At 58.9% G+C, this 26,060-nt stretch carries 23 protein-coding genes and 7 pseudogenes; 19 read left to right on the top strand and 11 right to left on the bottom strand.

Annotated elements, in window-relative coordinates:
* The 6 genes from P6U16_RS21605 to P6U16_RS21580 all read left to right on the top strand — a co-directional run bounded on the left by P6U16_RS21605 (position 1) and on the right by P6U16_RS21580 (position 3,808).
* On the top strand, positions 1-1,092 hold the full coding sequence (locus P6U16_RS21605; RefSeq protein ID WP_277704435.1) for a LacI family DNA-binding transcriptional regulator: 1,092 nt from the start codon (positions 1-3) through the stop codon (positions 1,090-1,092).
* A 359-nt stretch (positions 1,093-1,451) separates the two neighbouring features.
* The gene (locus P6U16_RS21600; protein WP_277704846.1) at positions 1,452-1,829 is read left to right on the top strand and encodes a GFA family protein; all 378 of its coding nucleotides are present in this window, start codon (positions 1,452-1,454) and stop codon (positions 1,827-1,829) included.
* Positions 1,826-2,230 carry a GFA family protein gene (locus tag P6U16_RS21595; RefSeq protein ID WP_349017723.1) on the top strand — a complete coding sequence of 135 codons (405 nt, stop codon included), beginning with the start codon at positions 1,826-1,828 and terminating at the stop codon, positions 2,228-2,230. Before P6U16_RS21600 ends, P6U16_RS21595 begins: the two co-directional genes overlap by 4 nt.
* A gap of 19 nt (positions 2,231-2,249) precedes the next feature.
* Positions 2,250-3,119 (top strand): alpha/beta hydrolase, encoded by an 870-nt coding sequence (locus P6U16_RS21590; RefSeq protein WP_277704844.1) that lies wholly within the window; start codon positions 2,250-2,252, stop codon positions 3,117-3,119.
* 42 nt (positions 3,120-3,161) lie between these two features.
* On the top strand, positions 3,162-3,422 hold the full coding sequence (locus P6U16_RS21585) for a hypothetical protein (RefSeq protein ID WP_277704434.1): 261 nt from the start codon (positions 3,162-3,164) through the stop codon (positions 3,420-3,422).
* Between the two features lie 83 nt (positions 3,423-3,505).
* Entirely contained in the window at positions 3,506-3,808 is a 303-nt protein-coding gene (locus P6U16_RS21580) for a hypothetical protein (protein ID WP_277704433.1), read from the top strand.
* A 38-nt stretch (positions 3,809-3,846) separates the two neighbouring features.
* Here the strand turns inward: P6U16_RS21580 and P6U16_RS21575 are convergent.
* From P6U16_RS21575 to P6U16_RS21565, 3 genes and pseudogenes are all read right to left on the bottom strand, one after another.
* Positions 3,847-5,390 (bottom strand): annotated as a pseudogene (locus P6U16_RS21575) (IS66 family transposase).
* A 68-nt stretch (positions 5,391-5,458) separates the two neighbouring features.
* Positions 5,459-5,812: an IS66 family insertion sequence element accessory protein TnpB gene (tnpB, locus tag P6U16_RS21570; protein ID WP_277704432.1), complete on the bottom strand. Its 354-nt coding sequence runs from the start codon at positions 5,810-5,812 to the stop codon at positions 5,459-5,461.
* Positions 5,809-6,192 carry a transposase gene (locus tag P6U16_RS21565; protein WP_277704431.1) on the bottom strand — a complete coding sequence of 128 codons (384 nt, stop codon included), beginning with the start codon at positions 6,190-6,192 and terminating at the stop codon, positions 5,809-5,811. The genes tnpB and P6U16_RS21565 overlap by 4 nt, the downstream gene beginning before the upstream one ends.
* 293 nt (positions 6,193-6,485) lie before the next feature.
* Here P6U16_RS21565 and P6U16_RS21560 point away from each other — a divergent pair, with 293 nt between their 5' ends.
* On the top strand, positions 6,486-6,779 hold the full coding sequence (locus tag P6U16_RS21560; protein WP_277704430.1) for a SemiSWEET transporter: 294 nt from the start codon (positions 6,486-6,488) through the stop codon (positions 6,777-6,779).
* Positions 6,780-6,790: 11 nt separating this feature from the next.
* Positions 6,791-7,876: a sialidase family protein gene (locus P6U16_RS21555; protein WP_349017722.1), complete on the top strand. Its 1,086-nt coding sequence runs from the start codon at positions 6,791-6,793 to the stop codon at positions 7,874-7,876.
* Positions 7,877-8,006: 130 nt separating this feature from the next.
* Here P6U16_RS21555 and P6U16_RS21550 read toward each other — a convergent pair whose 3' ends face one another.
* The 6 genes and pseudogenes from P6U16_RS21550 to P6U16_RS21525 form a co-directional block, all read right to left on the bottom strand.
* A complete protein-coding gene (locus tag P6U16_RS21550) occupies positions 8,007-8,204 on the bottom strand; it encodes a hypothetical protein (RefSeq protein ID WP_277704428.1) in 198 nt (65 codons plus the stop codon).
* A 13-nt stretch (positions 8,205-8,217) separates the two neighbouring features.
* Positions 8,218-8,541: a hypothetical protein gene (locus P6U16_RS21545; protein WP_277704427.1), complete on the bottom strand. Its 324-nt coding sequence runs from the start codon at positions 8,539-8,541 to the stop codon at positions 8,218-8,220.
* A 619-nt stretch (positions 8,542-9,160) separates the two neighbouring features.
* Positions 9,161-9,658, bottom strand: a complete 498-nt coding sequence (locus P6U16_RS21540; protein WP_277704426.1) for a DUF4334 domain-containing protein — start codon at positions 9,656-9,658, stop codon at positions 9,161-9,163.
* A gap of 35 nt (positions 9,659-9,693) precedes the next feature.
* Positions 9,694-10,562: pseudogene (locus P6U16_RS21535) on the bottom strand (hypothetical protein).
* A gap of 38 nt (positions 10,563-10,600) precedes the next feature.
* A pseudogene (gene ligD, locus P6U16_RS21530) lies at positions 10,601-13,262 on the bottom strand (DNA ligase D).
* Positions 13,263-13,324: 62 nt separating this feature from the next.
* Complete coding sequence (locus P6U16_RS21525; protein ID WP_277704425.1) at positions 13,325-13,633, bottom strand: hypothetical protein; 309 nt, start codon at positions 13,631-13,633, stop codon at positions 13,325-13,327.
* A gap of 253 nt (positions 13,634-13,886) precedes the next feature.
* On the opposite strand from P6U16_RS21525, the gene P6U16_RS21520 reads away from it, so the two are divergent.
* Both P6U16_RS21520 and P6U16_RS21515 read left to right on the top strand, forming a co-directional pair.
* Entirely contained in the window at positions 13,887-14,774 is an 888-nt protein-coding gene (locus P6U16_RS21520) for a Ku protein (RefSeq protein WP_277704424.1), read from the top strand.
* A 3-nt stretch (positions 14,775-14,777) separates the two neighbouring features.
* A pseudogene (locus tag P6U16_RS21515) lies at positions 14,778-15,598 on the top strand (Ku protein).
* Positions 15,599-15,927: 329 nt separating this feature from the next.
* Here P6U16_RS21515 and P6U16_RS21510 read toward each other — a convergent pair.
* Entirely contained in the window at positions 15,928-16,200 is a 273-nt protein-coding gene (locus P6U16_RS21510) for a hypothetical protein (protein ID WP_277704423.1), read from the bottom strand.
* 332 nt (positions 16,201-16,532) lie between these two features.
* Here P6U16_RS21510 and P6U16_RS21505 point away from each other — a divergent pair, with 332 nt between their 5' ends.
* The 6 genes and pseudogenes from P6U16_RS21505 (at position 16,533) to P6U16_RS21480 (ending at position 22,424) form a co-directional block, all read left to right on the top strand.
* The gene (locus P6U16_RS21505) at positions 16,533-17,120 is read left to right on the top strand and encodes an aminotransferase class III-fold pyridoxal phosphate-dependent enzyme (RefSeq protein WP_277704421.1); all 588 of its coding nucleotides are present in this window, start codon (positions 16,533-16,535) and stop codon (positions 17,118-17,120) included.
* A complete protein-coding gene (locus P6U16_RS21500) occupies positions 17,075-17,923 on the top strand; it encodes an aminotransferase class III-fold pyridoxal phosphate-dependent enzyme (RefSeq protein ID WP_277704420.1) in 849 nt (282 codons plus the stop codon). Before P6U16_RS21505 ends, P6U16_RS21500 begins: the two co-directional genes overlap by 46 nt.
* Position 17,924: 1 nt before the next feature.
* Positions 17,925-19,307, top strand: a complete 1,383-nt coding sequence (locus P6U16_RS21495) for a glutamine synthetase family protein (protein WP_277704419.1) — start codon at positions 17,925-17,927, stop codon at positions 19,305-19,307.
* The gene (locus tag P6U16_RS21490; protein WP_277704418.1) at positions 19,304-20,098 is read left to right on the top strand and encodes an SDR family NAD(P)-dependent oxidoreductase; all 795 of its coding nucleotides are present in this window, start codon (positions 19,304-19,306) and stop codon (positions 20,096-20,098) included. The genes P6U16_RS21495 and P6U16_RS21490 overlap by 4 nt, the downstream gene beginning before the upstream one ends.
* A pseudogene (locus tag P6U16_RS21485) lies at positions 20,092-21,545 on the top strand (aldehyde dehydrogenase family protein). The gene P6U16_RS21490 and the pseudogene P6U16_RS21485 overlap by 7 nt, the downstream one beginning before the upstream one ends.
* A gap of 228 nt (positions 21,546-21,773) precedes the next feature.
* Positions 21,774-22,424 (top strand): GntR family transcriptional regulator, encoded by a 651-nt coding sequence (locus P6U16_RS21480; protein WP_277704417.1) that lies wholly within the window; start codon positions 21,774-21,776, stop codon positions 22,422-22,424.
* A gap of 4 nt (positions 22,425-22,428) precedes the next feature.
* Here P6U16_RS21480 and P6U16_RS21475 read toward each other — a convergent pair.
* Positions 22,429-22,629, bottom strand: a pseudogene (locus P6U16_RS21475) (3-hydroxyacyl-CoA dehydrogenase); the annotation flags it as partial.
* Here P6U16_RS21475 and P6U16_RS21470 point away from each other — a divergent pair.
* The 3 genes and pseudogenes from P6U16_RS21470 to P6U16_RS21460 all read left to right on the top strand — a co-directional run bounded on the left by P6U16_RS21470 (position 22,578) and on the right by P6U16_RS21460 (position 25,917).
* Positions 22,578-23,057 carry an extracellular solute-binding protein gene (locus tag P6U16_RS21470; protein ID WP_277704416.1) on the top strand — a complete coding sequence of 160 codons (480 nt, stop codon included), beginning with the start codon at positions 22,578-22,580 and terminating at the stop codon, positions 23,055-23,057. The pseudogene P6U16_RS21475 and the gene P6U16_RS21470 sit on opposite strands and share 52 nt — an antisense overlap.
* 97 nt (positions 23,058-23,154) lie before the next feature.
* Positions 23,155-24,188 (top strand): annotated as a pseudogene (locus P6U16_RS21465) (agmatine deiminase family protein).
* 4 nt (positions 24,189-24,192) lie between these two features.
* Positions 24,193-25,917, top strand: a complete 1,725-nt coding sequence (locus P6U16_RS21460) for an amidase (RefSeq protein ID WP_277704415.1) — start codon at positions 24,193-24,195, stop codon at positions 25,915-25,917.
* Positions 25,918-26,060: the final 143 nt, after the last annotated feature.

Below are 26,060 nucleotides of genomic sequence, written 5' to 3'. Positions count from 1 at the left end.
ATGAAAAAAGCAACGCCCAAATCCCGTTCCGTCACCGTCAGCGATGTGGCTCGAGAAGCAAAAGTCTCGAAGGCAACAGCAGCACGCGTGCTCGGCGGCTATGGCGCCGTCAGCGATAAGGTGCATGCAGACGTCATGGCCGCCGCCAAGGCGCTGGACTACCGACCCAACGAACTGGCGCGCAGCATGACGACCGGCAAATCCGGCATCATCGGCGTCGTGGTCGGCGATATCGAAAACCCGTTCTTCAGTCTCGCTGTTCGCGGCATCAGCGATGCAGCACGCGCTGCCGGCTTCAACGTCATTCTTGCCAATTCCGGTGAACAGATCGAAGTGGAGAAAGCGGCCGTTCGCCTATTAATCGGCAAGCGCGTCGATGGGCTTATCGTCACGCCAGCGGAATCACGGGACATCTCACATTTGCGCGACATCTATCGCTCGGGCAGGCCTCTTGCCCTGCTTGACCGAGCGCTACCCGATCTGGATGTCGATACGGTGACCGTCGACGACCGCGACGTTGCCATGCGCGCAACCCGCATTCTCGTTGAGGCCGGTCATCGCGAGATCGCCTACGTGACTGCAGTTGATGCCGACGGAGGCCGCTTTCGTGATTTGACCCAGATCTACACGTCCTCGGTGCGCGAGCGTATCGAGGGCTTTCTCGCGGTCTGCCATGATGCCGGCATTGCCGATCCCAAGCGTCATGTCCATCTCGGCGCAACCAGCCCTGAGGAAACGTGCAGGATTGCGACCAAGCTGCTCTCGCCATCCGATCGGCCAACGGCGATCCTCGCCTCCGACAGCCTGATCGGGCTGGAAATCTTCAAGGTCATCTTGGCGCTCGGACTGAGCGTGCCGAAAGACATCTCGCTGATCACCTTCCACGACGCCGATTGGACAAGCGTTACCAGTCCGCCGATCACCGTCGTTGATCAACCGGTCTATAGTCTCGGAAAAAGTGTCGCGGAACTGCTCATCCGCCGCCTCCAGGGCGATACACGACCAGCCGAACGGCTGGTTCTGCCGACGTCGATTATCGAACGTGGCTCGGTCGGATCGCCGCCGAAAAGATCGCTGGAAACGGCCGGGTAAGGCCGTCATCGGATTGAGGAAAATTGTACGAGATCGGCTTTTGGGAAAGCTCTGCGATTCTATGCCACTGTGGAGCGCCAAGCGCGTGTGCTGACCGTCAATCGATCATGTTTACGCTCGCGACGAAAGACCGCCAGCGATGTTCCCCTATCTGCCCGACAGCACGACAAGGGGGCGGCGACGCACTCTGTCCAGGTTGGTGGTACCGGGATTGCGGGCGGCTATTGCGAATTCCTATGAAACGCCGCCATGACACCAGCACAAGAGTGCGGCGCCTGAATTCCAATGGTGCCGTCAACGGGCGGAACCGTTTTCCGCCGGAATCGTTCTTTGTTTGGCAAAAAAGGCGCGTTTCAACCATGACAACACGCTACTCCGGAAAATGCCTTTGCGGGCAGGTGCAGATTTCTGTTCGCGGAGCACCGCGTCGCATCGGCATCTGTCATTGCACCGATTGCAGACAGGAGAGCGGCTCGGCTTTCACCTTCTTCGCGGTTTGGCCTGCCGAGGGGTTCACGCACTCGGGAGAGACCGCCGAATTCCAGGGTCGACGTTTCTGCTCTCGCTGCGGGGCACGGCTATTCTCCGCTGATGAGCAGGAGGCCGAAATCAAGCTTGGCATTCTTTCAAACGCTCCTACCCCACTCACGCCAACCTATGAACTCTGGGTCAAGCGCCGCGAGCACTGGCTCAGCCCGGTTGAAGGTGCCGAGCAACACGAGGAAGATCGGAGATGAGCGACAAACTTTGGACGGGAGGATGCCTGTGCGGCACCTGTCGCTATGAGTTCAAAGATGACCCGCCCCACTCGGGTTATTGCCACTGCAATATGTGCAAGCGGTCAACCGGGGGCGGATTTGCAGTGCTGGTGCAGGCTCGCCGTGCTTCACTCACATGGTCCAACGGGTCGCCCGCCATCTTCCGTTCGTCACCCATAGCAACCCGGGGTTTCTGCCCGACCTGCGGTTCGCCACTCTTCCTTCAATATGACGGTGACGGCCTCATACGGCTGACCGCAGGCTCCCTCGATCACCCCGAACTGATCAGGCCGGCGGGGCACTATGGTGTGGAAAGCCGACTGCAGTGGGCAGATATCGGCGCCGGACTTCCCGAGGAGGAGACAAAAGAACGATTTTGAACATCCAAGGAGACGTATGATGGACAATCTCGTGCGACATCGATCATTTACCGTTGCCGGCATCGACACATTCTATCGCGAGGCTGGCAGGCAGGATGCGCCGGTCATTTTACCACCGCATGGATATCCATGCTCTTCGTACGAGTTCCGCAATCTCATGCCGCGGCTAGCCGACCGTTGGCGCCTCATCGCACCGGACCTTCCAGGTGCAGGTTACAGTGAAACCCCGGAGAATTTTGACTACAGTTTCGACGGCTATGCAAAGTTCCTGAACACGTTTGTCGAAGCGCTGCAGATCGATCGCTTCGCCCTCCACCTGCACGATTTCGGTTCGCCCATCGGCGCACGCCTGGCAATCTGGCGCCCGGAACGTATCGCGGCGCTCATCATACAGAACGGAGACATCCCCTATGAGGATGCGCTGGGTCCGCAATACGCCGAGATCGAAGCGACATGGACCCTGCCGATAGACGAGATGAGAAAGGCGCTCGTTGACGGCGTGAACGAAGACTCTTTCCGGGAGGAGTTCCTCAACGACCTCAAACCTGAGCTGGCTGCGACCATACCGCCTGATCTGTGGAAGCTGCATTGGTCGCTGCTCACGGAAAAACGCAAGCAGATCGCCATCGATCTGATCGCCGGGTTGAAGAATAATCGTGCCTGGTTTCCGGAGCACCGGAAATACCTTCGAGAACATAAGCCTTCAAGTTTGATCGTCTGGGGGCCTAACGATCACTATATGCCCGAAAAATCGGCGCGTGCCTATTTGCGCGATCTGCCGGAAGCGGAACTGCATATGCTCGATGGCGGGCATTGGTTATTGGAAACGCATCGCGATGATGTCGCCTCCCTTATTCGGGATTTTCTCGGAAGGGTTCATGCCGGCTGAGCTGGAAGGACCCGTGACGACAAGAAATTTAGGCAAATGAATGTGAGCCAATGGGACAAGTCAATCACCCTTAAACGGCTTGAGTATCTGACCATCGACTCGACGGCTGAAGCCGCTCAGATCTTGCTGCAAAGAACCGCGGAAAAACAGTTAGCGCTGTTGGCCTCGCACCTTGACCATGCGCGTATTGCCGTTTCGAGTAATACCGCTGTGATAGAGATGGCAACAAGCGCCACTTGCGGACATTTCGTAAAACATGACTATTCCCACCATGACAAAAGGCACACTACGATTTTTCTTTGATTTTGGGGCTGGCGGGTGCTTGTGGGCGGGTGATGATGCTACCCGATCCAAATTGGGCGTCGGACCGCTTGATGCGACCGTGTATGACCTTCAAGGGGATGTCGCACTTCCCCCGGCTTTTATTGCCAAGCAACGTTCACTCGCTCATCAACCGTCTTGATCAAGAATATCTTAGCTACCTCAACCCATTGTATCCACCTGATCCAAGCCTCTGGACGCAAGCGAGGTGCGACCGCTTCAATAGCGATGTGGACCAGCTTCTGCTTTTGCTTCAGGTCGAGTTGGGTACCAACTTCGTGATTATCGATCAGCAGAAACGCCATGCCGAGGACCCGGCTCTTGGCGAATTCCTCGTCGCGAATCCCAATCGGAAGCCAATGCCCTAGAAATAGTCGGGATGGCGGTAATGGCCCGACAGCGGACTTCAGCCGTGTGTTCGCTCCGGGTACTTCCACGGCATTAGCTCGTCGATCCGGCTCTGCTTATGGCTATTGACGAGGCGGGTGAGCGTGGCGGACAGGTACGCGAACGGATCGACGGCATTGAGCTTGCAGGTTTCTATCAGCGAGGCAATGGTCGCCCAGTTCTCGGCCCCGGCCTCGTGACCGGCGAAGAGAGCGTTCTTCCGATTTAATGCTATCGGTCGGATGGTTCTCTCGACGGTGTTGTTGTCGATCTCGATGCGGCCGTCGGGCAGGAAAACACAAAGACCGTCCCAGTATTTGGCGATATAGGCCAGAGCTTCGCCAAGCGGCGACTTGCCAGCGACGCGGGCGCGATGCTGCGTCAGCCACATCCGCATGTCGGCGATCAGTGGCGCTGATCGTTCCTGCCGCCCGGCCAGGCGAGCCTCTGGGGAAAGACCCCGCAGCTCGTCTTCCATGCGATAGAGTTCGCCAATCCGCTTCACGCCTTCCACGGCAATCGGTGCCGAGCCGTTGCGGGTGATCTCGACCAGTTTACGCCGGGCATGCGCCCAACAATAGGCTAGCCGGATGTCGGGACCGACACGGTCCGGTGCGATCAGCCGATTATATCCGGCATAGCCGCCCACCTGAAGGACGCCCGTGAACCCTCCCAATATCCGCTCGGCATGTAGCCCGCCGCGACCTGGAGCATAGGTGAAGGCCACACTTGGTGGAGCACCGCCACCCCACGGGCGGTCGTCACGGGCAAGTGCCCAGAAGTATCCGGTCTTAGTTTTGCGGGAGCCGGGATCGAGTACCGGCGCACGGGTCTCGTCCATGAACAGCTTCGTCGAGCGCTTCAGATGGGCCATGAGGGCGTCGAAGACCGGGCGCAGTTCGAAAGCAGCCCGACCCACCCAATCGGCCAGCGTGGAACGGTCCAGATCAATACCTTGGCGGCTCATGATCTGGGCCTGCCGGTAGAGTGGTAAGTGATCGGCGTATTTGGACACCAGCACATGAGCGATGGTTGCCTCCGTGGCAACCCGGCCAGGATCAGTCGTGCAGGCGCTGGAGCCTGAGTAACGCCGTCGATGCAAGAACGGCAGGCATATTTGGGGCGACGGGTGACGACGACACGGAACTGCGCCGGAATGACATCCAGCCGCTCGGAGACGTCCTCGCCGATGCAATGCAAGCCTCCGCCGCAAGCGCAGATCAAGTTTTCCGACTTGATGATCTCCTCGACGCGAGGAAGGTGGGCGGGCAGAGAACCGCGATTGATGGCCCGGGGTTTGGGGTGCGGCTTCCCAGAAGGGCTATCGGCTTCGTCTTCGGCGTGGATGGTTGCAATGGCCATTTCCAGGTCTTCCAGCGCAAGATCGAATTGCTCTGGGTCAGCTTTCTCGGATTTGCGGCCGAAGGCGGCTTGCTTGAAGGCGGCGACCAGCTTCTCTAGTCGCTCGATCCGTTCATCCTTGCGAACTTCACGCGCTTGCGCCGCGATCAGCATCGCCTTCAAGGCAGCAATATCGTCGGGAAGATTGGCGGCGTCCAACATGGCCGAAGTCTATCAAAGCTAGCGTCGCTTCGCCGTTGGAATTTACCGCCCGAGTCATCGTGCCGCATCTATTCGATGGCCTCGGGCTGTCTCGGCTCTACGGAACGGACTCGACGCCAGTCGAGGCCTGCAAACAGCGCTTCGAACTGAGCATGGCCCAACGTCATCAAGCCATCTTTGATGCCCGGCCAGGTGAACGTGTGCTCCTCAAGCCGCTTGTAGGCCATCACCAGCCCGCTGCCATCCCAGTAGATCAGCTTCAGGCGATCCGCCTTGCGCGAGCGGAATACGAAGACCGTCCCTGTAAAAGGGTCCTTGTGCAGCTCGTTTTTGACCAGCGCTGCCAGGCCATCGTGGCCCTTGCGGAAGTCGACCGGTTTGGTCGCCACCATGATCCGAACCCGGTTCGATGGAAGGGTCATGCCGGAACCGCGCAGGCACGCGCGACAGCAGCGATGCGGGCGGCAGACGCGCCCTCTTCCAGGCGGATCGTGACCGAACCGACGATGATCTCGGGGCGGCTAGTTTTGATCAGCGGCTCCAAAACGGGTGGATCGACGACTACCGCTGCGAACTCATTCGCATCCTCAGGTGCAGGCAGAACAAGCTTGCCCTGCCGCGCCATCGTCCGCCAAGTCGAAAGGCGGTTCGCCCGCAATCCAAAGCGTTCAGCGACCTCATTCACCTTCGCACCGGGCCGAAGGCTCTCAGACACGATCTGCGCTTTGACCTCATCAGGCCACTGCCGGTGAACCTCACGTCCAGACTTCCTGGTTGTGAGAAACTCCAATGTACTCTCCATGGAGAAACTCCCGTTGCTCGTCCATGGAACGGCGATCACAGATCAGGGCGGCGAGGACAATGTGGGATCGGAACACCGGTTACGAAAAACATGCAAGCGGCGAAGGATTTTTTGAGATGCCGTTCTGGAAGGCAGGCCCCCGCAGAGCCAAAAAGGCGTTTGGGACAAGCGGCAAGAAAGGCGCATGTTTCCTTGAGGCGCAAAGGCGCCTTCCTTCGGCGGAACGCGCCGAAGTGCCAAGCAGGGAACAATCCACATGACTGGGGGTTGGCGCAGTACATCCGGAGAACATCGTGGACACTGCCCTGATCGTCGGTTATCTCGCTTCATTCTGCTCCATGAGCAGCTTCGTGCCGCAGGCGTACAAGGTCGTCAGAACGGGCGACACTGATGCCATTTCCGCGAGAATGTACACCTTGACGGTTACGGGCTTCGCGCTGTGGACAGCGTTCGGCGTGATGCGAGATGAGTGGCCGATAATACTGACCAACTCTGTGTGTTTCGTCCTCTCCGGGTTTATCCTGTTTCGCAAAATTCGCGGACCTCGACCGGGCGAGGCGCGCGGCGACGGGGCATCCCGCAAATGAGTTCGGGGGCTGTGGTCGCCCATGCAGAGGTCTATCGGCGACGCGGAAATTTCGCCGGCTGGCCGGCCAACTACGGTCTTTGGAACTGGGGCAATGAGATTGTCTGCGTATTTGCGATCGGACGTGTCGGATCGCCCGATGGCAACTTTCATCTCGAAGATCCCTGCCACCCATTTAAGCCAGCTCAGGCCAGGAGCATCGATGGAGGACGGACGTGGAAGCAAGAGCAGTTCAATGCACTGGTCCCCGCCGCTGAGACCTTATCGGCGGACGAGCATGTCGATGAGACCCTCAAGGCCCGCAAGACAATCGTACCCGCTCAGGATCTCCAGCCGCTGGTCGAACCCGTCGACTTTCTGGATGCCGAAGTTATCATTCTCGCGGCTCGTACCGGGATAGTGGGACGGCCGACAAGCTGGTTCTACGTCAGCCGGGATCGTGCGCATTCATGGGAAGGTCCTTTCAAATTCAACGGTCTGGAGCTCGCTGGAGGTATTTCCGCGCGGACAGACATTGTAGCGCTCGACCATCACGATGCCTTGTTTTTGCTCACAACAACGAAGGATGACGGAACGGAAGGCAGGGTCTTTTGCGCTCGTACGAGCGACGGCGCCAGGTCATTTCAATTCCAGACCTTCTTAGGTAAGGCCCAGGGAGGCTATGCGATCATGCCGGCCTCTGCGCGCCTGCTCGATGGCGCTGTCCTTACGCTCGTGCGTTGCAACGACAAAGGCAGGCGCGGCTGGATCGATGCCTATAAGTCGATCGACAAGGGCCGAACATGGACGTTTGCTGGACGTCCGGTGATCGACACCGGCTTCATGGGAAATCCGCCCGCCCTTGCGCAGGCAGGCAGCAGGCTGGTCTTGACCTATGGTTATCGGAGCTTTCCTTTCGGTATCCGCGCCGTAATTAGTTCAGACAATGGAACGTCATGGACCGCTCCATTGATCATTCGCGATGATGGCGGCGGGCCGGACCTGGGTTATCCGCGTACCGTGGTGCGCCCAGATGGCAAGATTGTAGCTGTCTACTATTTCAACTGCCCAAAAACCGACGAACGGTTTATCGCGGCATCAGTCTTTCAATTGGTGTGACCGCCAGAATGCCGACATTCGACAACCAAAAGTCCTCGGCCCGCTTCGCCCTGAGGATAACCCGACCATTTTAGACTTTGATTCTCATTGACAGGTGACGTTAAAGGATCCGACGGTCATCGGCAGCGGCTTAGGGACTGCCGCCACGCTTGACGTAAAGGGGATTTTGGACTTCATCTGTGCCCACTTTCTTTACGTCCGGGCGCTTGAGCTTGGCCTTCCGCTTTTCGGTCGCTATAATGCCGTCTTCCACACCGGATTTTGGCTGTTTTTCTTCAGGACCGGCAACCTCTATTACAAGCGACTTTGCGACAGCTTTGACGGACATGGTTGTTCTCCTTTTATCTCCTCCGGAGTGCTCCCGTCTGCAGGGTCAAGAAGGCGCCAACCAGACCCGCCGCAAAAAGCACCGTTGAAATCATTGCCAGACCCGAACCATTCCGGTGGGGTTTATTGTTGGTATCTGGCTGGGATTGTCTTTCACGAACTTGATCGCGCAAATGTGCCACAAGGGCAAACAAGCGACGAAGCTCTTCACGGTGTTCGTCGTTGCTGTTTTGAGACGCTACGGGCTTTCCCTCGCCGGTCTCGTTCGTATCGATGGGATCTTTGAAATATTCGTCTATCTCATCGATCTTGCCTGTAATCTTGCCGCCGTTCTGCATACCGTTGTCCTTCGTTCTGGTTATTGGAAAAGCACAACGCAGACGGCGGCAAAAGGATGCGGATCGCACGTCGGCGGAATAGAAAAATTGCAATGTGCGCCGAATAAATGTCAGGCGACTGCCAACAAAGGGCCTCTGCAGCGCCTTCGCTTGCCCCCACGAAAGCACAACCGGCCTTGGCCGCCCTCATGTTCGGGGTTCAGTTTGCGAAACTTGGTCGAATGAACAAGCTGATCGACCGGAGGATGGAACGTCCCCAGAAACGGTCTTGCTTCGTCCGCCATTGGGTAAGTCAAGCCGGACTCAGCGATGATCGAGCGATGCTGCCACTTGCCGCAGTAGTGCCGCCTTAGCGACCACTTTGGCAGAACTGTTTTTTGCCGTTCGAATTTACGCGTCGCAGGGGCACGTCGGGTTCCCGTCATGAGGATGGCGGGGGCGCTGATGACGGCACGGCAGATGGCAGGCAAGTTGGCTCTGGCGACCGCTTGCTTGCCAAAAGCATGATCTGCCAGCACTGGAAATCCGCTGTTTGGTGGCTCAGCAATAGTCGCAACGGCGACCCGCTATTCGATGCGCAGTGTAGCCAGACAGGGCGGGCCTGCCTTACCGTATTGGTTCAGACTTCTTCAACACGCGCGAGTTCAAAGAAATAGACGCGGTCGTCGCCTTCGATCACCATGGCACCCATGACGCGATCATCGTCAATCTTGCGGAAATAATCGACGATGGTCTGCGTGTCGTAGACCATCGCTGCACTTGTCACCCCCTGAAACGGCATAGCTTTTAACGACGCTACCGGACCCTTGGCTGTGAGCCTGCGCAACAGGTAGGAAAACAGGTAGCGTGCGGCTCGGGTCCTTCCGAGCTCGTGGAAACGAAGGGCAAGACGGAGTGGTATCCAGGCCGGATCGATGGCGACCACGCGCTTTTCCCCACCACGGAACAACAGCGCATCGGCACGCATTTGACCCGAGAACCGTTTGCCAAACCAGCCGAGGTTTTCAAGGACGCCATCAAGAGGGTGGCCGGACGGAATATCCCGGCCAGTCCACAGTCCGATCATCTCATACAGCTCCACAGGTGGAAGCTCCTTGAATCTTTCCATCTCGTTCATCGTCTATACCCGCTCAACGGTGTCTCCTATCGCACCTAATCTCCCCGTCGTCGTTGCTCCGCCCGCCGTTTCGATCTCGCTTTCTGCCGCGCAGCCCGCAGTTCGTCGAGATCCGGCAACCACCAACCACGAGCCATTTCCCGCTCGCCGGGACCCGTGCGCGCTGGCCACGTCGTCACCAATTCCTCGAGAGACCCGGGCCGCCAAGCAGCCCAAACATATTCCTCATCTGGCGTTGGAAAAAATAGAACTCGGTCATGGTTTCCGGATCTGCCAGCTCGCCATGCGTGCCCGTGAAGATAACGACGCCTGCATACGTACTGATTGCGCGCTCAAATGGCGGCACAGCATCAATCGGCACGGGATAGCGTTTCAGGCGGCGCTCACGGGTTCTCCTCTTCGCGACTTCTTCTTGGTCCGTGCCTCTCAATGCCTCGCGCCGCGCCTTTTGCACTGCAGGCTCATTTCGTTCGGCCGCCGCCTCTATCGCAGGCCATCGTCTTCGTAACTCATCCAAGGATCTGTATGGGACGGTCCATAGACGGCGATCTGCGTCCCAGCGCGCAAGCGGAATCTCCCGGATTTCGGTGACGACTGTGCGCGAATAGGGCGTACGGACGTGCAAACCGGACGGGGCAGCGTCGAGATAACGGCTTTTAATCGGATCGAAGGCAAAAGCATCCCTGCCCTTCTCGTCGGCAAAGGCATCCGCGTCGGCTTCCATCCGGGCGAGCCAGCGTCCGATGCGCTTGCCGGCAGTTCTACCCGGCACGAACCATGCGTTCAGGCTATCGCTCCAACGGGCGCGCGGAAATGACTGACGAAACCGTTGAACCGTGATGCGATCATGAGGAAGGTCCGTGGTCGCTCCGACGGGTGCTTCGCCCTCTCTGCGGCTTGTCATTTCTCTTTCCATGGCTCTACTGCTCGTGCCCACAGACCTTAGGCGGGTTTCTTTCTGGATTTTGCCAGCCGCTTGATCGCCTGTTCCAGCGGCCTCTGGCCATCACAATAGTCCTGCCAGGCGGTGGTCTGCTTCAACAGGTCGGGCACCGTGCGGATCGTGAACTCCTTGGGATCTAGGTCCGCTTTGACCTGCCTCCAGGTAAGCGGCATCGAGACTGTCGCGCCTGGACGTGCGCGCGGCGATAAAGGTGCAACCGCCGTCGCCATGCGGTCATTGCGGAGATAATCGAGGAAGATGCGGCCTTCGCGCTGGTTCTTGGCCATCTTGATCAGATAGAGATCCGGGTTGTCGCGCGCCATTTCCTGGCAAACGTCATGGGCAAAACCTTTCGCCTCGTCCCAGCTCAGCTTCTTGCCCTTCGGCACGGACAAGGGCGTGACGACATGCAAGCCCTTGCCGCCAGTTGTTTTGCAGAAGCTGACAAGCCTCAGTTCCTCAAGGCGATCACGAATTTCTCGCGCGGCCTCGACAACACTGGAGAATTCAACGCCTTCGCCAGGATCAAGGTCAAAGACCAGTCGGCCCGGCACTTCTGGCTGGTTGGGCTCGCAGTTCCATGGATGGAGTTCGACGCCGCCGATCTGGGCGATCGCAGCCAGCCCCTCCACCCGGTCGATCTGCAGATACGGCTTCTTGTCGCCGAAGACAGTGACGAGCTCAAGCAGGTTGGACGTTCCGGGCATGGCATGGCGCTGGAAGAACTGCTCGCCGCCAATGCCATCGGGCGTGCGGATGATCGAACAGGGCCGGCCGTTAATATGCTCAATCATCCACGGGCCGACAGCCTCATGATAGCGAGCCAGATCGACTTTGGTGATCGGCTCGTCATCGCCGGAAACCTGCCAAAGCGGCTTATCTGGGCTGGAGATCATAACACCCATCACTTCCACCTTTGCGCCTTTTCGAAAACGCCTGGGAGCCGGTTTGAGGGGCTCGGGATCTGGCACCTCGCTTTCGAGCGGAGATGCAGGAACCTCAGCCTCCACCTCGTCGGCCGGTTTATCTTCCCGGAGACCCTTAAACGCCGCCTGCCGGACCTGACCATCCGTCGTCCATCCAGCGAACTCGATCTCGGCGACCAGTTCAGGCTTGAGCCAGACAATGTCGGATGTCTTCTTCGGCGCGCCGATACCTGTGAATGGTGACTTCGAAGTCTCCATCGCCTGCAGTTTCGGCAAAAGTGTTTCGACGACCTTCGCGCCAAAACCCGTGCCGACCCGGCCGACATAGACGAAGTGGTTGCCGCGGTTGACGCCGACGAGAAGCGATCGGAACATGCCGTTTGTCTTGGCATACGCGCCAATGACCACCTCATGGCCCGAACGGCATTTCGATTTGGCCCATGTCTCTGTCCGACCGGACCGATAAGGCGCGTCAGCTTGTTTCGAGACAATGCCCTCCAGCGATAGTCGACAGGCGGATTTCAGCACAGCATCGCCTCCCGTCTCGAAATGCTCAACAAATCGAAGGATGGGATCGACACCAGCATCCGACAGCAGGGCTGCCAATCCGTCCTTTCGCTCTGCCAGCGGCAATTCGCGGAGATCTTCACCGCCCACGAATATAAGATCGAAGGCGAAATAGACGAGATCGTCCGTCTTGCCCTCCGAAAGCGCTGCCTGCAAGGCAGCAAAATCGGGAGCGCCGTTTTCATCAAGAGCGCAAACTTCGCCATCGATGATGCAGTCGGGCAGCGCGGAGGCTGACTGAGCGATCACAGGCCACTTCGCGGTCCAGTCAAGTCCTTTGCGAGTCTTCAGCGTGACCTCGCCATTTTCGACCCGCATCTGGATGCGGTAGCCGTCGAACTTGATTTCGTGGATCCAGCCACCTGCCAATGGGGGCGCGCCAGACTTTCGCAAAGCTGCGGCGCGACAAAATCCGGCATCATGGATTTCGCGCGCATGGCTGCGGTTGGTTTCCGCAATGCCTTAGCGGCTGACTTTGTACCCGACTTGCGCTCTTCGGCGGCTAGACCATGACTGCTGTCCCACACCGCGTCCGCTTCAACCGCGCCGCCTTGCAGCATGAACGGTTTTGGCTTGTTTCCTTTGCCTGCTGCAATCGCATCCATCGTTCGACCGGACGCTACGGAGGTAAAGTTCTCCTCAAGCACCGCCGCGCCGTTCTCCACGACGGAAAAGTCGTCATTGTGTTTGATCAGCAGCCAATTGGTGCGCTTGCCACCGTCGCGATCATGGCGCATGCGCACGAGGACAAAGCTGCCATGCAGTCGCTCGCCTTCCAACGTGAACTTAAAATCGCCCTTGGCAAGCGCTTCTTCCGGCGTCTTTTTCCTTCGGGCTCCCAGTAGCCGCGATCCCACAGCATCACCGTGCCGCCGCCATATTGGCCTTTCGGGATCGTGCCTTCGAAATCGCCGTAATCGAGTGGATGATCCTCAACTTCGACCGCGAGGCGCTTGTCGCCGGGGTCCAGAGACGGGCCTCTCGTCACCGCCCAGGACTTGAACACACCGTTGAGCTCCAGCCGCAGATCGTAATGCAGCCGTGTTGCGTCATGCTTCTGGATCACGAACCGATGACGATTGGACGCCTTGACCTTGGCTTGGCCGCTGGGTTCAGCGGTCTTCTTGAAATCGCGCTTGGCACGGTACGTAGAGAGGGTGTCGGCCATGAGTTCGATGATCCTTTCCGCAACTGCAGACAGAGCCGGCTCCATGCCGGCTCTGCACCCGGTCAACGTCCTGAGACCCGGATCGCACCTGCGTCGCCTAGGCTGCGCTGGACAACTGCGAACCGGCTGGCAGCTATATCTGCGGATAGCTCGATCTCGCCTTCGAGAGCCCCATCATGGCGAGCGCCATCTTCATGCGAGGCATCGCCGCCGGACGGCCTGGAGCCGACGGTGTTCTGGTCGGTCGAAGACTGGATAAAAATGTCGGGTCTGGAAATACCGTGTTGCTGAACGAGATGTTCGACCGCAAGGTCCGCCGCCGCCCTCGTTTCGAACGTTGCCCGAATTGTAGTGGTGCTATCGTCTGCCATGTCAAATTCTCCTTTGTGTTCCATCGCCTTCACAAACGCCGCAAACGCCCCATGGTTTCGCGACCAAACTCATCGGCACCACAAATGCCGGATAGGCGGACCGGTCGACCCTGCAAATCCGAGTGGCAAGACGTTAAGCTGCGCGGCGACGGGCACCTTGATGCTGCCGTCGGCCAGAGCTCTCACTGATCGATGAACAGCGCTGGAACCAATGAGGCGGTGTCGAGTTTCCTGACAGAGATGGAGGAAGAAGATGGCAGCACATCGCGCTCAGTGGAAAGGACACCTGAAGATCGGTGAACTCAATTGTGCCGTTGGCCTCTACACCGCAACCTCGACTTCCGAGCGGATCAGCTTCCATATGATCAACGAGAGCACCGGCAACCGTCTGAAACGCGAGTTCATCGACAGTGAGACAGAGGAGGTCGTGGAGCGCGGCCAACAGGTCAAGGGCTTCGAGACTGGCAACGGCGACTACATCATGATTGATCCCGATGAAGTGGCAGCGGTTGTGCCTGACTCGGACAAAATGTTGGAAGCCGAAGCATTCATCCCCTGCGGCAAGATTGACGACGTCTATTTTGACAAGCCCTACTATCTGGTGCCGGTCGACGAGGCCGACCAGGATGCTTTCATCAGCATCCGGGATGCCCTGAGCAAGACAAGTGCCACGGCGATTGCTCGCACTGTGCTCTTCCGCCGAATGCGAACTGTCCTGATCCGGGCACATGGCAAAGGCATGATCGCGACGACCCTCAACTACGATTACGAAGTCCGGCCATCAGAGGAAGTCTTCAAAGACGTGGCGAAGATCAAAGTCGAAACCGAGATGCTCGATCTGGCCAAGCACATCATCACCACGAAGAAGGGCGAGTTCGATCCGGCGAAATTCGATGACCGCTACGAGGATGCCCTCGATGCTCTGGTGAAGGCGAAGGCGGAGGGCAAGACCCTTCCGAAGCCCAAGCCTATCAAGGCATCCAAGCCCAACGACCTTCTCAAAGCTCTGCGTGAGAGCGCTGGCATGGACAGACAGTCGGCAGGCAAGTCGAAGGCCGCCAATGCCAACTCGGGCAAAAAGGTCAAAGCTTCCAACTCCACAAAGAGCCGCGCAAAGACCGCAAGCAAGAAAGCGAGCTGATCGATGGCACCGCGTCGCCCATATTGGAAAGGATACCTCAAGCTATCGCTCGTCACCTGCCCTGTGGCAATGACACCGGCCACATCAGACTCCGAAAAAGTCCGCTTCCATACGCTCAACAAGGATACGGGAAACCGCGTGGTCTCTCAATACGTGGATGGCGTAACCGGCAAGCCCGTGAAGGATGAGCACGAGGCAAAGGGTTATGAGCGCGGCGAGAACGAATACGTAATCCTGACTGACGAGGATCTAGAATCCGTCGAGCTGGAGACGGTCCGTACGATCGACATCGAAAAATTCGTCCCGCGTGGCGGCATCGAGTGGGTGTATCTCGAAACCCCGTACTACCTCACCGCGAACGACAAAATCGGCGACGAAGCTTTCGCAGTCATCCGCCAAGCCATGGAGGCCGAGAACGTCGTTGGCATTTCTCGTGTCGTCCTGGGTCGCCGGGAACGAGCGATTATGCTCGAACCGAGGGGCGAAGGCATCGTGGTCTGGACGCTCCGTTTTGGCGACGAAGTGCGGCCGGAGAGCGAGTATTTTGCCGGCATTGACAAAAAGTCGGACGCAAAGAACGTTTCAGCACTTGAGGCGGCCATCAAAAAGCGTCTGAAAGACTGGTCACCCGAAATGGTGTCCGACCCGATCCAAGAAAGTTTGCTGAAGCTGATAGCAGACAAAAGCAAGGCAAAGAAACCCACCAAACCCAAGGCTTCGAAGTCTGACAAGGGCGGCAACGAGGAAAAAACAACGTCATCAACATTATGGATGCGTTGAAGAAGTCGGTGGCGAAGGAGCTCAAGTCCCGCAAAGCGGTCTGATCCCTCTTTGCCCATGGCGTGGTATCGCCAAGGCCTGTCGGGAAAGGCGAGTTAGACGCCAGGGTAAGCTTTGAAGAGGTGGCATAGAACGAGGCGACACTGCTTCCCAACTGCCGGCAGGATGAGAGAAGGTCGTTGCGAATCCTATTCGGTCCGCACCAGCTTGGGTTCACGTTCGCGCCCGAGAAACTGCATATGCCTGTTTTCTGGTAAATAATTACCTTAACCGTGATTACCTTAGTGAAGACGCCCTTTGTCAAGTTCTGCGCGCTACGAGTTCTCCAAACCGTCTCCAGATTGCCGATTTTTCCTCAGGCAGCAGACCAAGCCTATTCCCCGGGGACCCGTCGATATTTGACGTTAGGAGGCACCGGCCTGAACGGGATGACGCAAGCGGTCCTGCGTCCATCATTCCTGGTGAGACACACAGGATCAATAGCGAGCGCATTCTCGTCCTTGCGCGATTCCGATGCACCGGTCAGCGTACCGTTTTCCAAGTCGTTGCGGATCACCTGCGCGCCGCCGATAGGGTCCTCTGCCGGCACGATCAGAGCCCCCGCCTTAAGTTCGGCGATGGTCGCCGCCAGAACGATCTGCTCCACCTCGATCTGCGGCGCAAAGGCCGCTTGCCGGCACCAGGCGCGGCAGGTCGATGGCGTCCTGCATGTTCATGCCACAGTCGCACCCTTTGGAAATCAGATGCGCATGACCCATGGCTTGGTAGTGTCCGGAAAGAATGCTGCCGTGAGCCGGATCAAATGATTCCCTGACACCTCTAACGTGATCACATCATTGCTGAGCTTCAACTCCCTCTACAGTACCTTGGGATCATTTACGACGGATCTACTGAGATTCCAGCTCGAGATCCAGTTGACACCGAAGCAGTCGCTCCAATAATGTGATCACATTAATTCAACTTGAGAGGCGTTGACCCGTGCAAAACATTTCACCCGCAAGACCGTTGGACTCGGGTCCTGTCCTTGCAGCCGCGAAGCGGATTCTTGCCGAAGAAATTGTGACCTTCAGGAGCCGGCGGCCGCGCAGCAAGGACGTTTTCGATGCGCCGTCCTCCGGATTCTTCAATCAGGTGCCGCAATATTGGATGCGGGACTGGCCAATGCCATTCCCAGTCGTGATCGCCAAAGCCACCGGGAGCGAGGTTTGGGACATCGATGGAAACCACGCGATTGACTTTTGTCTGGGAGACAGCGGTGCGATGTTCGGGCATGGACCGCAGCCGATTTTGAATGCGCTGGCCAGCGTCGGCACTATAGGCCTTACCACTATGTTGCCCTCCCAAGACCTGACTGCCGTTGGTCGCCTGTTGCGTAGTACATTCGGCATGTCAATGTGGCAGGTGACAGCAACAGCAAGCGACGCCAATCGCTTTGCCTTTAGGGTCGCACGGGCGGTCACTGGCCGTAAAAAATCCTTGTATTTGATGGTTGCTATCATGGGGCCGCCGATGAGACGCTGGTGGACCTCGTTGATGGGCAGACCGTCGCTCGCAACGGCTTGCTAGGTCAGGCGGTGGATCTGGCCGAGACGACTGTGTCTATTCCCTTCAACGATATTCCTGCTCTTAAGGCTGCGCTGAGCGATGGTGACATCGCTTGCGTGGTCGCGGAGCCTGTTATGACCAATTGCGGCATGATCCTTCCGCTACCCGGCTTTCATAACGCTCTGCGGGAGTTGACGCGTTCCACCGGAACGCTCCTTCACATCGATGAAACGCATACAGTTTCGACCGGATTTGGCGGATATACGAAAGTTCACGGCCTCGATCCGGATATCTTTGTTGTTGGAAAACCAGTAGGCGGAGGCATCCCCGTCGCGGTATGGGGCATGACGGACGATGTGGCGAGCCGGTTTGACGCCGTGCGCGCGTCGAATACGGGTACGGGCCACTCAGGCATAGGCACGACGCTCTCGGGTAGCGCTTTGCAACTTGCCTGCCTCAGAGCGTGCCTCGAAGAGGTGATGACGGTCGAGGCTCACGACAAAATGAACCGACTTGCTGATACCATCGAGAGGGGCTTCTCCTCAGCCATCAAGCAATACGAATTGCCGTGGCACGTCGGCCGCGTTGGCGCCCGGCTCGAAATCGTGTTCGCGCCTCATCCGCTACAGAACGCAAGTGAAGCACACGCCGCAGCCAATCCGACGGTTCAGAAGGCGCTGCATACGGCGTTCCTCAACCTCGGATATCTGGTCACTCCGTTCCACAATATGGTTCTTGTGGCGCCGACCACCAGCGAAGAGCATGTCGCTGGCCTTGTCGCCAGCCTTGAGAAAATTTTGCATCGAATGACGAAGGCTGCCTAAAATGATCGGAACACGTCCCCTCAATGCGGCACCTATAGAGGAAGCCGAGTCGTTCCTGGAGAAACATCCGGACATAGCAGCCTTCGACCTCGTGCTCATCGACCCAAATGGGGTTGCACGCGGCAAGATTATCCGTCGTCATGAACTCTTGCCACTGTTCCGTTCCGGCCGGCATCTGCCCGGCTCCATTCTGGGACTGGATGTTACCGGCGCTGATGTCGATGAGACCGGTCTGACCTGGGACGACGGAGACGCCGACAGAATTGCATGGCCGATCTCCGGTTCATTGACGACATTGCCCTGGACATCCCCCGAACGCGGTGAAGTTCGCGTCATGCTGTACGAACTCGACGGCTCGGCCATGGGCGCCGATCCCCGGCAGGCTCTAGTGCGCCAGATCGAGCGATTTGAAGCGAAAAACCTGTTCCCGGTGCTGGCGTTCGAGCTGGAGTTCTATCTTCTCGACACGGAAACAGATGCTCTTGGGAAACCAAAGGCAGCCCGCCTGCCTCTCTCGGGAACAGCATCCAACCAGAACCATGTCTACAGTGTTGCCGTGCTGGATCAGTTCGAGCCGTTTATCGATGCGCTTTACCGGGCCGCAGCCGCTCAGAATCTGCCTGTCGAAACGATCATTTCCGAATATGCCCCCGGCCAGTATGAACTCACGTTGCGTCATCAGGCCCAGGGCCTGCGAGCGGCGGACGACCTGGTGATGCTCAAGCGTCTCGTTCGCGGCCTTGCGCTTCGACATGGCATGCGCGCCAACTTCATGGCCAAGCCCTTCGCCCACAAGGCCGGCTCCGGCATGCATCTTCACGCCAGTCTTGCGGACCCGTCGGGTCGAAATCTGTTCGCCGACGTGGACGACGATCTCGCACCGATGCTGCGCCACGCCATCGGCGGGCTGCAGCGGACGATGGCAGATTCGATGCTGATGTTTGCCCCCAATCTGAATTCCTGGCGTCGTTTTTCACGCAACAGCTATGCGCCGACAGCTCCCACCTGGGGACGCAACAACCGGAGCGTCGCCATCAGGGTTCCGGCAGGCAACCCGGCCAACCGCCACCTGGAGCATCGCTCCCCCGGTGTCGATGCCAACCCGTATCTGGTTGCCGCGACGGTCCTTGCCGGAATGTATGAAGGGATCGAAAACCAGATCGAGCCAGATGCAGAATCATCCACCTACAGCAACGACAGGGACTCGATGCTGCCACGCGACTGGGGCACGGCGATCGACCAGGCCGCTCAATCCGACTTTCTGAAGGTGGCTCTCGGGGCACGTATGGCCTCGGTCTTCGTGGCGCTGAAGCGTGTGGAACACCGGTTCTTTTCCGGTCAGGTGACAGATGAAGAATTTGCCTATTATGGCGACGTCATATGACGGCGTGCGAGGTCAAGTTTCGCACGGCTCTAGTTACCGGAGCGGGAGGGCCTGACGGCATAGGATTTGCGATCGCCCGCAAGCTTGCGCGGAATGGTCTTGCTGTTTTCATCACCGGTGCCAGCGATCGGGTCCACCTGCGGGAGGAAGAACTGCGGGCGCAGGGCTATGATGTAACCTCCCATGTCGCAGACCTCACCAAGGCGGAAGAGGTCATGCGGCTACGCGAGCGGGTGGGGCCGGTCGATGTTTTGATCAACAATGCAGGCATGGGATCCACGGCGGTGCCTGCCCTGCAACGGGAATTCCTATTGCTGAGCGAAGCCGATTGGAATGCCGGGATCGACGTCACCCTCAAGACGGCGTTTCTAGTCACGCGCGCCTTTCTGCCGTCGATGATTGAAAATCGGCGCGGCCGTATCGTAAATATCGCCTCTGTCACCGGACCGTTGGTTTCCAATCCCGGCGAGGCTGCCTATTCGGCGGCAAAGGCCGGTATGGTCGGGCTCACCCATGCTCTGGCGCTCGAAGCTGCCCCCTACGGAGTGACGGTGAATGCAATCGCCCCGGGTTGGATCGACACAGGGGCTTCCACTGAGGACGAACGGATCGCTGCCCGGTACACGCCGCCAGGACGCGCCGGAACACCGGATGAGGTCGCGGCCGCCGCTGCCTTTCTTGCATCCGCCGAAGCAAGCTACGTCAACGGCGCCATGCTGGTCGTCGATGGTGGCAATGTCCTGCAGGAACGCAAGGTCCAACTGGCCCCTGAACACCCAGCCAAATCATGAGAGAGAACATGCTTCGCAAGACCGATTTCTATATCAATGGCCATTGGGTCGCGCCAATCGCCGCCAATGACTGCGCGGTGATCAATCCGGCCACAGAACAGGCTTTTGCCATCATTTCACTTGGATCGGCTGACGATGTCGACAGGGCCGTGCTGGCCGCGCGAGGTGCGTTCGGCGCCTGGAGCGCAACGGATCGCGGGACGCGCCTGTCATGGCTTCATCGCTTGCTGGACGAGTATGAGCGTCGATCGGTCGACCTCGCCGAGGCCATGTCCGCCGAAATGGGCGCGCCGATCAGGCTCGCGATCGACGAACAGGCCGCCTCCGGCACCTTCCACATCAGGAATTTCATCGACGCATTGGAGACCTTCGAGTTCGAGCGTCGACATGAAATGCGCGGCGCGCAGGCGGTGCTCATCTATGAACCGATCGGCGTCTGCGGCTTGATCACGCCCTGGAACTGGCCGATGAACCAGGTTGTGCTGAAGGTGGTTGCTGCCGTCAGTGCAGGCTGCACGGTTGTTCTCAAGCCCTCTGAACTGGCGCCCATTTCCTCGCTCATCTTCGCCGACATCATCAACGCCTCGGCACTGCCTGCCGGTGTTTTCAATCTGGTGAATGGGGACGGACCGGCGGTCGGCGCCGCGTTGTCTTCTCATCCTGACATCGACATGATGTCGTTTACAGGTTCGACCGATGCCGGCATTGCCGTGACCAAAGCCGCGGCAGGTACGGTCAAGCGCGTTGCGCTCGAGCTTGGCGGTAAGTCGCCCAACCTGATTTTTGCAGACGCTGATGTCGATCAAGCGGTTCGCAAGGGTGTGGAAGCCATTTTCGAGAATACGGGTCAAAGTTGCAACGCCCCTCGCGCATGCTCGTCGAGCGCTCGGTATACGACCAAGCCGTGGCGATTGCGGCGGAGGTGGCGGAGAAGACCAGGGTTGGCGACCCGTCACTTGATGGAGACCATATCGGTCCGGTCAGCTCGGAAAGGCACTTCGGCAAGGTGCAAGGCATGATTGAGCGCGGGATCCTGGAAGGTGCGCGCCTCGTTGCGGGTGGAGTGGGCAGACCGTCCGGTTTCGATCGCGGCTATTACGTGCGGCCGACGGTCTTTGCCGACGTTGACAACAAGATGGCTATTGCACAGCAGGAAATCTTCGGACCGGTGCTATCGATCATTCCCTTCGATACTGAGGAAGAAGCCATAGAGATCGCCAATGACACACCCTATGGCTTGGCCGCCTATATCCAGTCGGGCGACAAGGACCGGCTTCGGCGCGTGTCTCGGGCACTGCGTGCGGGGATGGTCCGAATCAACGGGGCAAGCCGCGCGATCGGCGCACCATTCGGCGGCTACAAGCAATCGGGCATCGGCAGAGAGGGCGGCCACTTCGGCATTGAGGACTTCATGGAGGTGAAGGCCATCAGCGGCATTCCGGATTAAACCTCCGGAACCGGAAACTCACAAAGACAAGGCTGAAGCTGGACGTTTTCAAGTGCTCAGTTGCCATATCCGGACGGCTATTGCTTCGGATAAGCTGGTTGTCGAGCCTTGCAATGTGCTAGGGGTCGCGATCCGGCAATCGACCTTTCTGCCTCCAAGAATAGCTGCAAGGCTTGCCGCTATGGCGGCAGGGCAGCGGGCGCCGATCGTATCAAGGCTTATGAAGTAATGCGGGAACTATCGACACAACAGCAACAGGTGTATCAGGCGCTGCGCGAGCAGCTCATTTCCGGCCGCTTTTCTCCGGGAACGAGCGTCAGTCTCAGGGGCCTCAGCAAAAGCATGGGCGTCGGGCTCATGCCTGTCCGCGAAGCCATTACGAGGCTCGGCGGCGAGCGCGCGCTGGAAGTGCGCCGCAATGGCCGGGTCTGCATTCCCGAACTCACGCGCCGGCGTTTCGAGGAGCTTATGCAAGCCCGGCTTCAGCTGGAGCCGCTTTGCGCATGCCGGGCGCTGCCCTTTGTGACATCAGAGACCATTGCGGCGATGGAGGCCTTCGACCACCGCATGAACCAAAGCTATGGAGCCAAGGATGCGGACGCCTATATGCGCGAAAACTATCTCTTTCACTTCGAATTGTATCGAGCTGGAGGGTCTGAAGTCCTGGTCGCGCTGCTGGAGAGCATATGGATGCAGTTTGGCCCATTCATGCGCAGCGTCTATGAGATGAGCGAAACGACACGCATTGTCGACAAGCACCAGATGACACTAGAAGCCATTCGCCGGGAGGACGCCGAAGCGCTGGGCGTGGCGATCAAGGCGGATATCCTGGACGCAATCCACCTGTTGAAGCAGACCCTCGGCAACGACGCACTATAGAAATCTAACGAGGCTGCATCCGGATGGCGCCATCCAGGCGGATAACTTCACCATTGAGATAGTCGTTTTCGATCGCGAACCGGACCGCATCGGCAAACTCCAGTGGATCGCCCAGCCTCGGAGGAAAGGGAATGGCGGCCGCCAGGCTCTGCTGTGCCTCCTGCGGCAAGGATTGAACCAACGGGGTTAGGAAGAGGCCGGGGGCACTGGGCCTCGATCGACTATCCGAGCTTCGAGAAGTTCATAAAGGAAGACCTGAACGCATCGGTGTTCTGGAGCGGTGCCGCCATGCGCATTCGCGCCGAAAACCCTGGCTTTGCCTATGGCTATCCCAAGGAAGGCTTCTCGCTTTGGCAGGACAATGTCGCCATTCTGGCGGACGCCAAGAATGTCGACAATGCCAAGCTGTTCTTCAACTTCATCATGGAGCCGGAAAATGCAGCGTTGATTTCCAACTATACGCGCTATGGCAATGCGATCCTCGGATCGGAAAAATTCATGGACAAGGGATTGCCCGATGCGCCCGAGATGAACATTCCGGCCGAGTTCAAGACGGCTGCTCACTTTCTTGTGACCTGCCCGGCGGATGTCCAGCAGATCTACACCCGCATCTGGACCGACCTGACGAAATAAGCCAAAGAATACCTGGCTGGAGCGATTCAGCCGGGTATCGTCGCAACGAACACCAAGACATCCGTGCGCTGCGCGCACCACTCTGGGGCTATCATCCATGACTTGGCGCATGCCGTCCGAAACCGCTCGACACGAACGCACCTGGATGGCCTTTCCACGTGCCGGTACCACGCTCGGCGAGGGCGACACCTGGAAACAGACGGGCTACGAGGCCTGGACAACCGTGGCGCACAGCGTCGCCGAATTCGAACCCGTGACAATGGTCGTCGATCCCTCCGAGCGTGAACGTGCGCGCCGGATGCTGGGCAGCCACATTGAACAGATCGAAATTCCGCTCGACGAATTCTGGATGCGCGATGTCGGCCCGACCTTCGTGGTCGATGACGAACGCCCCGGTGGGCTCGGCGCGGTCGACTGGATCTTCAACGGCTGGGGGATCACGGCTGGGCCGAATGGAAGCAATCCGGCAAGATCGCCCGCCTGATCGCTGCGCACTGCAGCGCCGAACTGGTTTCGAGCATGCTGGTCAATGAAGGCGGCGGCATCCATGTCGATGGAGAGGGCACGGTGCTCGTCACCGACACGGTCCAGCTCGACCCGCGCCGCAATCCCTATGCCGACCGGGCCCGCGTCGAGGCCGAACTTTCCCGCACGCTGGGGACGACCAAGGCGATCTGGCTACCCCGCGGCCTAACTCGGGACTACGAAGATTTCGGCACATCCGGTCATGTCGATATCGTCGCTACCATAGCCTCGCCGGGTGTTTTGCTTGTTCACCGCCAGCCAAACCCCGAACATCCTGATCACCAGGTGATGCGCGATATCCGTGCCTATTTGGCCGGCACCACGGATGCCGCCGGCCGCAAATGGACGATCCTCGATCTTGATGCACCCGCGGAAATCCGCGACGAAGACGGCTTCGTCGACTACAGCTACGTCAATCATCTCGTTGTCAATGACGGCGTCGTTGCCTGCGGCTTTGGCGATACCAAGGCGGATGCGGATGCCCGCGATGTTCTGGAACAGGCCTATCCCGGCCGCCGCGTTGTGACAATCGACTCCCGCCCGATCTTTGCTCGCGGGGGCGGCATCCATTGTATTACCCAGCAGCAGCCGTCGCTGAAGGCCTGACACCATGAGCCATTTCGATGTCGTCGAGAAGTCCATCGCCGAACTCCGGGCAGCACTCGAAGCGGGCGAAGTGACCAGTGTCGGCCTCGTCACAGCCTATCTTGCCCGGATCGCGGCCTACGACGCAGCAGGCACCAAGACGGCGCTCAATGCCATGGTGGTGATGAACCCTGATGCGCTGGCAGAGGCAGAAGCCTCCGATGACAGGCGCACGCGTGGCTGTCCTCTCTCACCGCTCGATGGAATTCCCTACACCGCCAAGGACAGCTATCTGGTGCGCGGGCTGACGGCTGCCGCCGGAAGCCCGACCTTCGCGCATCTGGTGGCCCAGCGGGATGCTTTCACCATCGAGCGACTGCGTGGCGCCGGCGCAATCTGCCTCGGCCTCACCAACATGCCGCCGATGGCCAATGGCGGCATGCAGCGCGGTGTCTATGGCCGCGCAGAAAGCCCCTATAGCGCCGACTGGCTGACCAGCGCATTCGGGTCCGGCTCGTCAAATGGCTCGGGTACCGCCACTGCCGCCAGCTTCGCTGCGTTCGGCCTGGGCGAGGAAACCTGGTCGAGCGGTCGAGCGCCGGCATCATACAATGCGCTCTGCGCCTATACGCCCTCACGTGGGGTAATCTCGGTGCGCGGCAACTGGCCACTGGTGCCAACCATGGATGTCGTGGTGCCGCACACCCGCAGCATGGCCGACATGCTGGAACTGCTCGACGTCATCGTCGCCGATGATCCCGAAAAGCGCGGCGATTTCTGGCGTGCTCAGCCCTGGATCGACCTTGGCCGAACGCCGGCCATGGGTGCCGCTTCCTATTTATCGCTTGCACCGGCCAGCCCGTCCGCAGCAAAACAGACACTCGCCGGCAAACGCTTCGGCGTGCCGCGCATGTATATCAATGCCGACCTTGAAGCAGGCTCCAACCCCGAAGGGGGCATCGGCGGCTCCACGGGCAGATCCATCGAGACCCGCGCCTCGATCATAGCGCTGTGGCAGCAGGCGTGCCGCGATCTGGAAGCGGCTGGCGCTACGGTGGAGGCAGTGGACTTCCCTGTCGTCACCAACTATGAATCCGACCGGCCGGGCACGCCGTCAATCCTGTCGCGCGGCCTAGTCAGTCCGGATTTCCTGCACCGCGAAATCCTCGATCTTTCAGCCTGGGCTTGGGACGACTTCCTCGCCGCCAATAACGACCCGGCGTTGGTCACACTTGCTGACATCGATGGCAAGCGCATCTTTCCGCATCCGCAGGGCGCCTTGCCCGACCGCTATACCGGGTTCGACGACTACCTTCCCGATTACCCCGCGCAGGTCCGTGACCATCCTTACGCTAAGGTCACCGACATCCCGCATATGGCAGAAGGTCTGCGCGGGCTTGAAGAGACCCGCCGGATCGACCTCGAACAATGGATGGACCGGCTAGGCCTGGACGTGGTGATCTTCCCGGCTGTGGCCGATGTCGGCGCGGCTGACATGGACGTCAATCCTATAAGTGCAGAGCTCGGCTGGAGAAACGGCGTTTGGGTGGCCAACGGCAATCTCGCCATCCGCCATCTCGGCATTCCCACCGTCACCGTGCCCATGGGAACGATGGCCGATATCGGCATGCCTGTCGGCCTCACTTTCGCCGGCCGCGCATACAGCGATATCGCCCTGCTCACACTTGCCGCAGCCTTCGAAGCGACGGGCAACCGCCGTACCGCGCCACCACGGACCCCGCCCTTGTGATGTGTAAGGGTCACCAGGCATCCCTCCGTCATCCAATGATCAATTCTTTGGGACCCGCGAGGCCAGGCATGGCGGCGTATATACGGTGATACGCAAGGGCATCACGAACAGGCGCCTCGCCTCAGTCTCGGCTTGGTCTCCCT

Origin of the sequence: Rhizobium sp. 32-5/1 (assembly GCF_029537235.1) — a bacterium.
In the GTDB taxonomy this organism is placed as follows: domain Bacteria; phylum Pseudomonadota; class Alphaproteobacteria; order Rhizobiales; family Rhizobiaceae; genus Pararhizobium.
This window is presented reverse-complemented; position numbering and strand designations above follow the sequence as displayed.

What these genes read in the sequence shown, in the direction of transcription:
- P6U16_RS21605 (WP_277704435.1), top strand. Translation starts at nt 1, where the DNA reads ATGAAAAAAGCAACGCCCAAATCCCGTTCCGTCACCGTCAGCGATGTG.
- P6U16_RS21600 (WP_277704846.1), top strand. Translation starts at nt 1,452, where the DNA reads ATGACAACACGCTACTCCGGAAAATGCCTTTGCGGGCAGGTGCAGATT.
- P6U16_RS21595 (WP_349017723.1), top strand. Translation starts at nt 1,826, where the DNA reads ATGAGCGACAAACTTTGGACGGGAGGATGCCTGTGCGGCACCTGTCGC.
- P6U16_RS21590 (WP_277704844.1), top strand. Translation starts at nt 2,250, where the DNA reads ATGGACAATCTCGTGCGACATCGATCATTTACCGTTGCCGGCATCGAC.
- P6U16_RS21580 (WP_277704433.1), top strand. Translation starts at nt 3,506, where the DNA reads ATGACCTTCAAGGGGATGTCGCACTTCCCCCGGCTTTTATTGCCAAGC.
- tnpB (WP_277704432.1), bottom strand. Translation starts at nt 5,812, where the DNA reads ATGACCCTTCCATCGAACCGGGTTCGGATCATGGTGGCGACCAAACCG.
- P6U16_RS21565 (WP_277704431.1), bottom strand. Translation starts at nt 6,192, where the DNA reads ATGGAGAGTACATTGGAGTTTCTCACAACCAGGAAGTCTGGACGTGAG.
- P6U16_RS21550 (WP_277704428.1), bottom strand. Translation starts at nt 8,204, where the DNA reads ATGTCCGTCAAAGCTGTCGCAAAGTCGCTTGTAATAGAGGTTGCCGGT.
- P6U16_RS21545 (WP_277704427.1), bottom strand. Translation starts at nt 8,541, where the DNA reads ATGCAGAACGGCGGCAAGATTACAGGCAAGATCGATGAGATAGACGAA.
- P6U16_RS21540 (WP_277704426.1), bottom strand. Translation starts at nt 9,658, where the DNA reads ATGAACGAGATGGAAAGATTCAAGGAGCTTCCACCTGTGGAGCTGTAT.
- P6U16_RS21525 (WP_277704425.1), bottom strand. Translation starts at nt 13,633, where the DNA reads ATGGCAGACGATAGCACCACTACAATTCGGGCAACGTTCGAAACGAGG.
- P6U16_RS21520 (WP_277704424.1), top strand. Translation starts at nt 13,887, where the DNA reads ATGGCAGCACATCGCGCTCAGTGGAAAGGACACCTGAAGATCGGTGAA.
- P6U16_RS21495 (WP_277704419.1), top strand. Translation starts at nt 17,925, where the DNA reads ATGATCGGAACACGTCCCCTCAATGCGGCACCTATAGAGGAAGCCGAG.
- P6U16_RS21490 (WP_277704418.1), top strand. Translation starts at nt 19,304, where the DNA reads ATGACGGCGTGCGAGGTCAAGTTTCGCACGGCTCTAGTTACCGGAGCG.
- P6U16_RS21480 (WP_277704417.1), top strand. Translation starts at nt 21,774, where the DNA reads ATGCGGGAACTATCGACACAACAGCAACAGGTGTATCAGGCGCTGCGC.
- P6U16_RS21460 (WP_277704415.1), top strand. Translation starts at nt 24,193, where the DNA reads ATGAGCCATTTCGATGTCGTCGAGAAGTCCATCGCCGAACTCCGGGCA.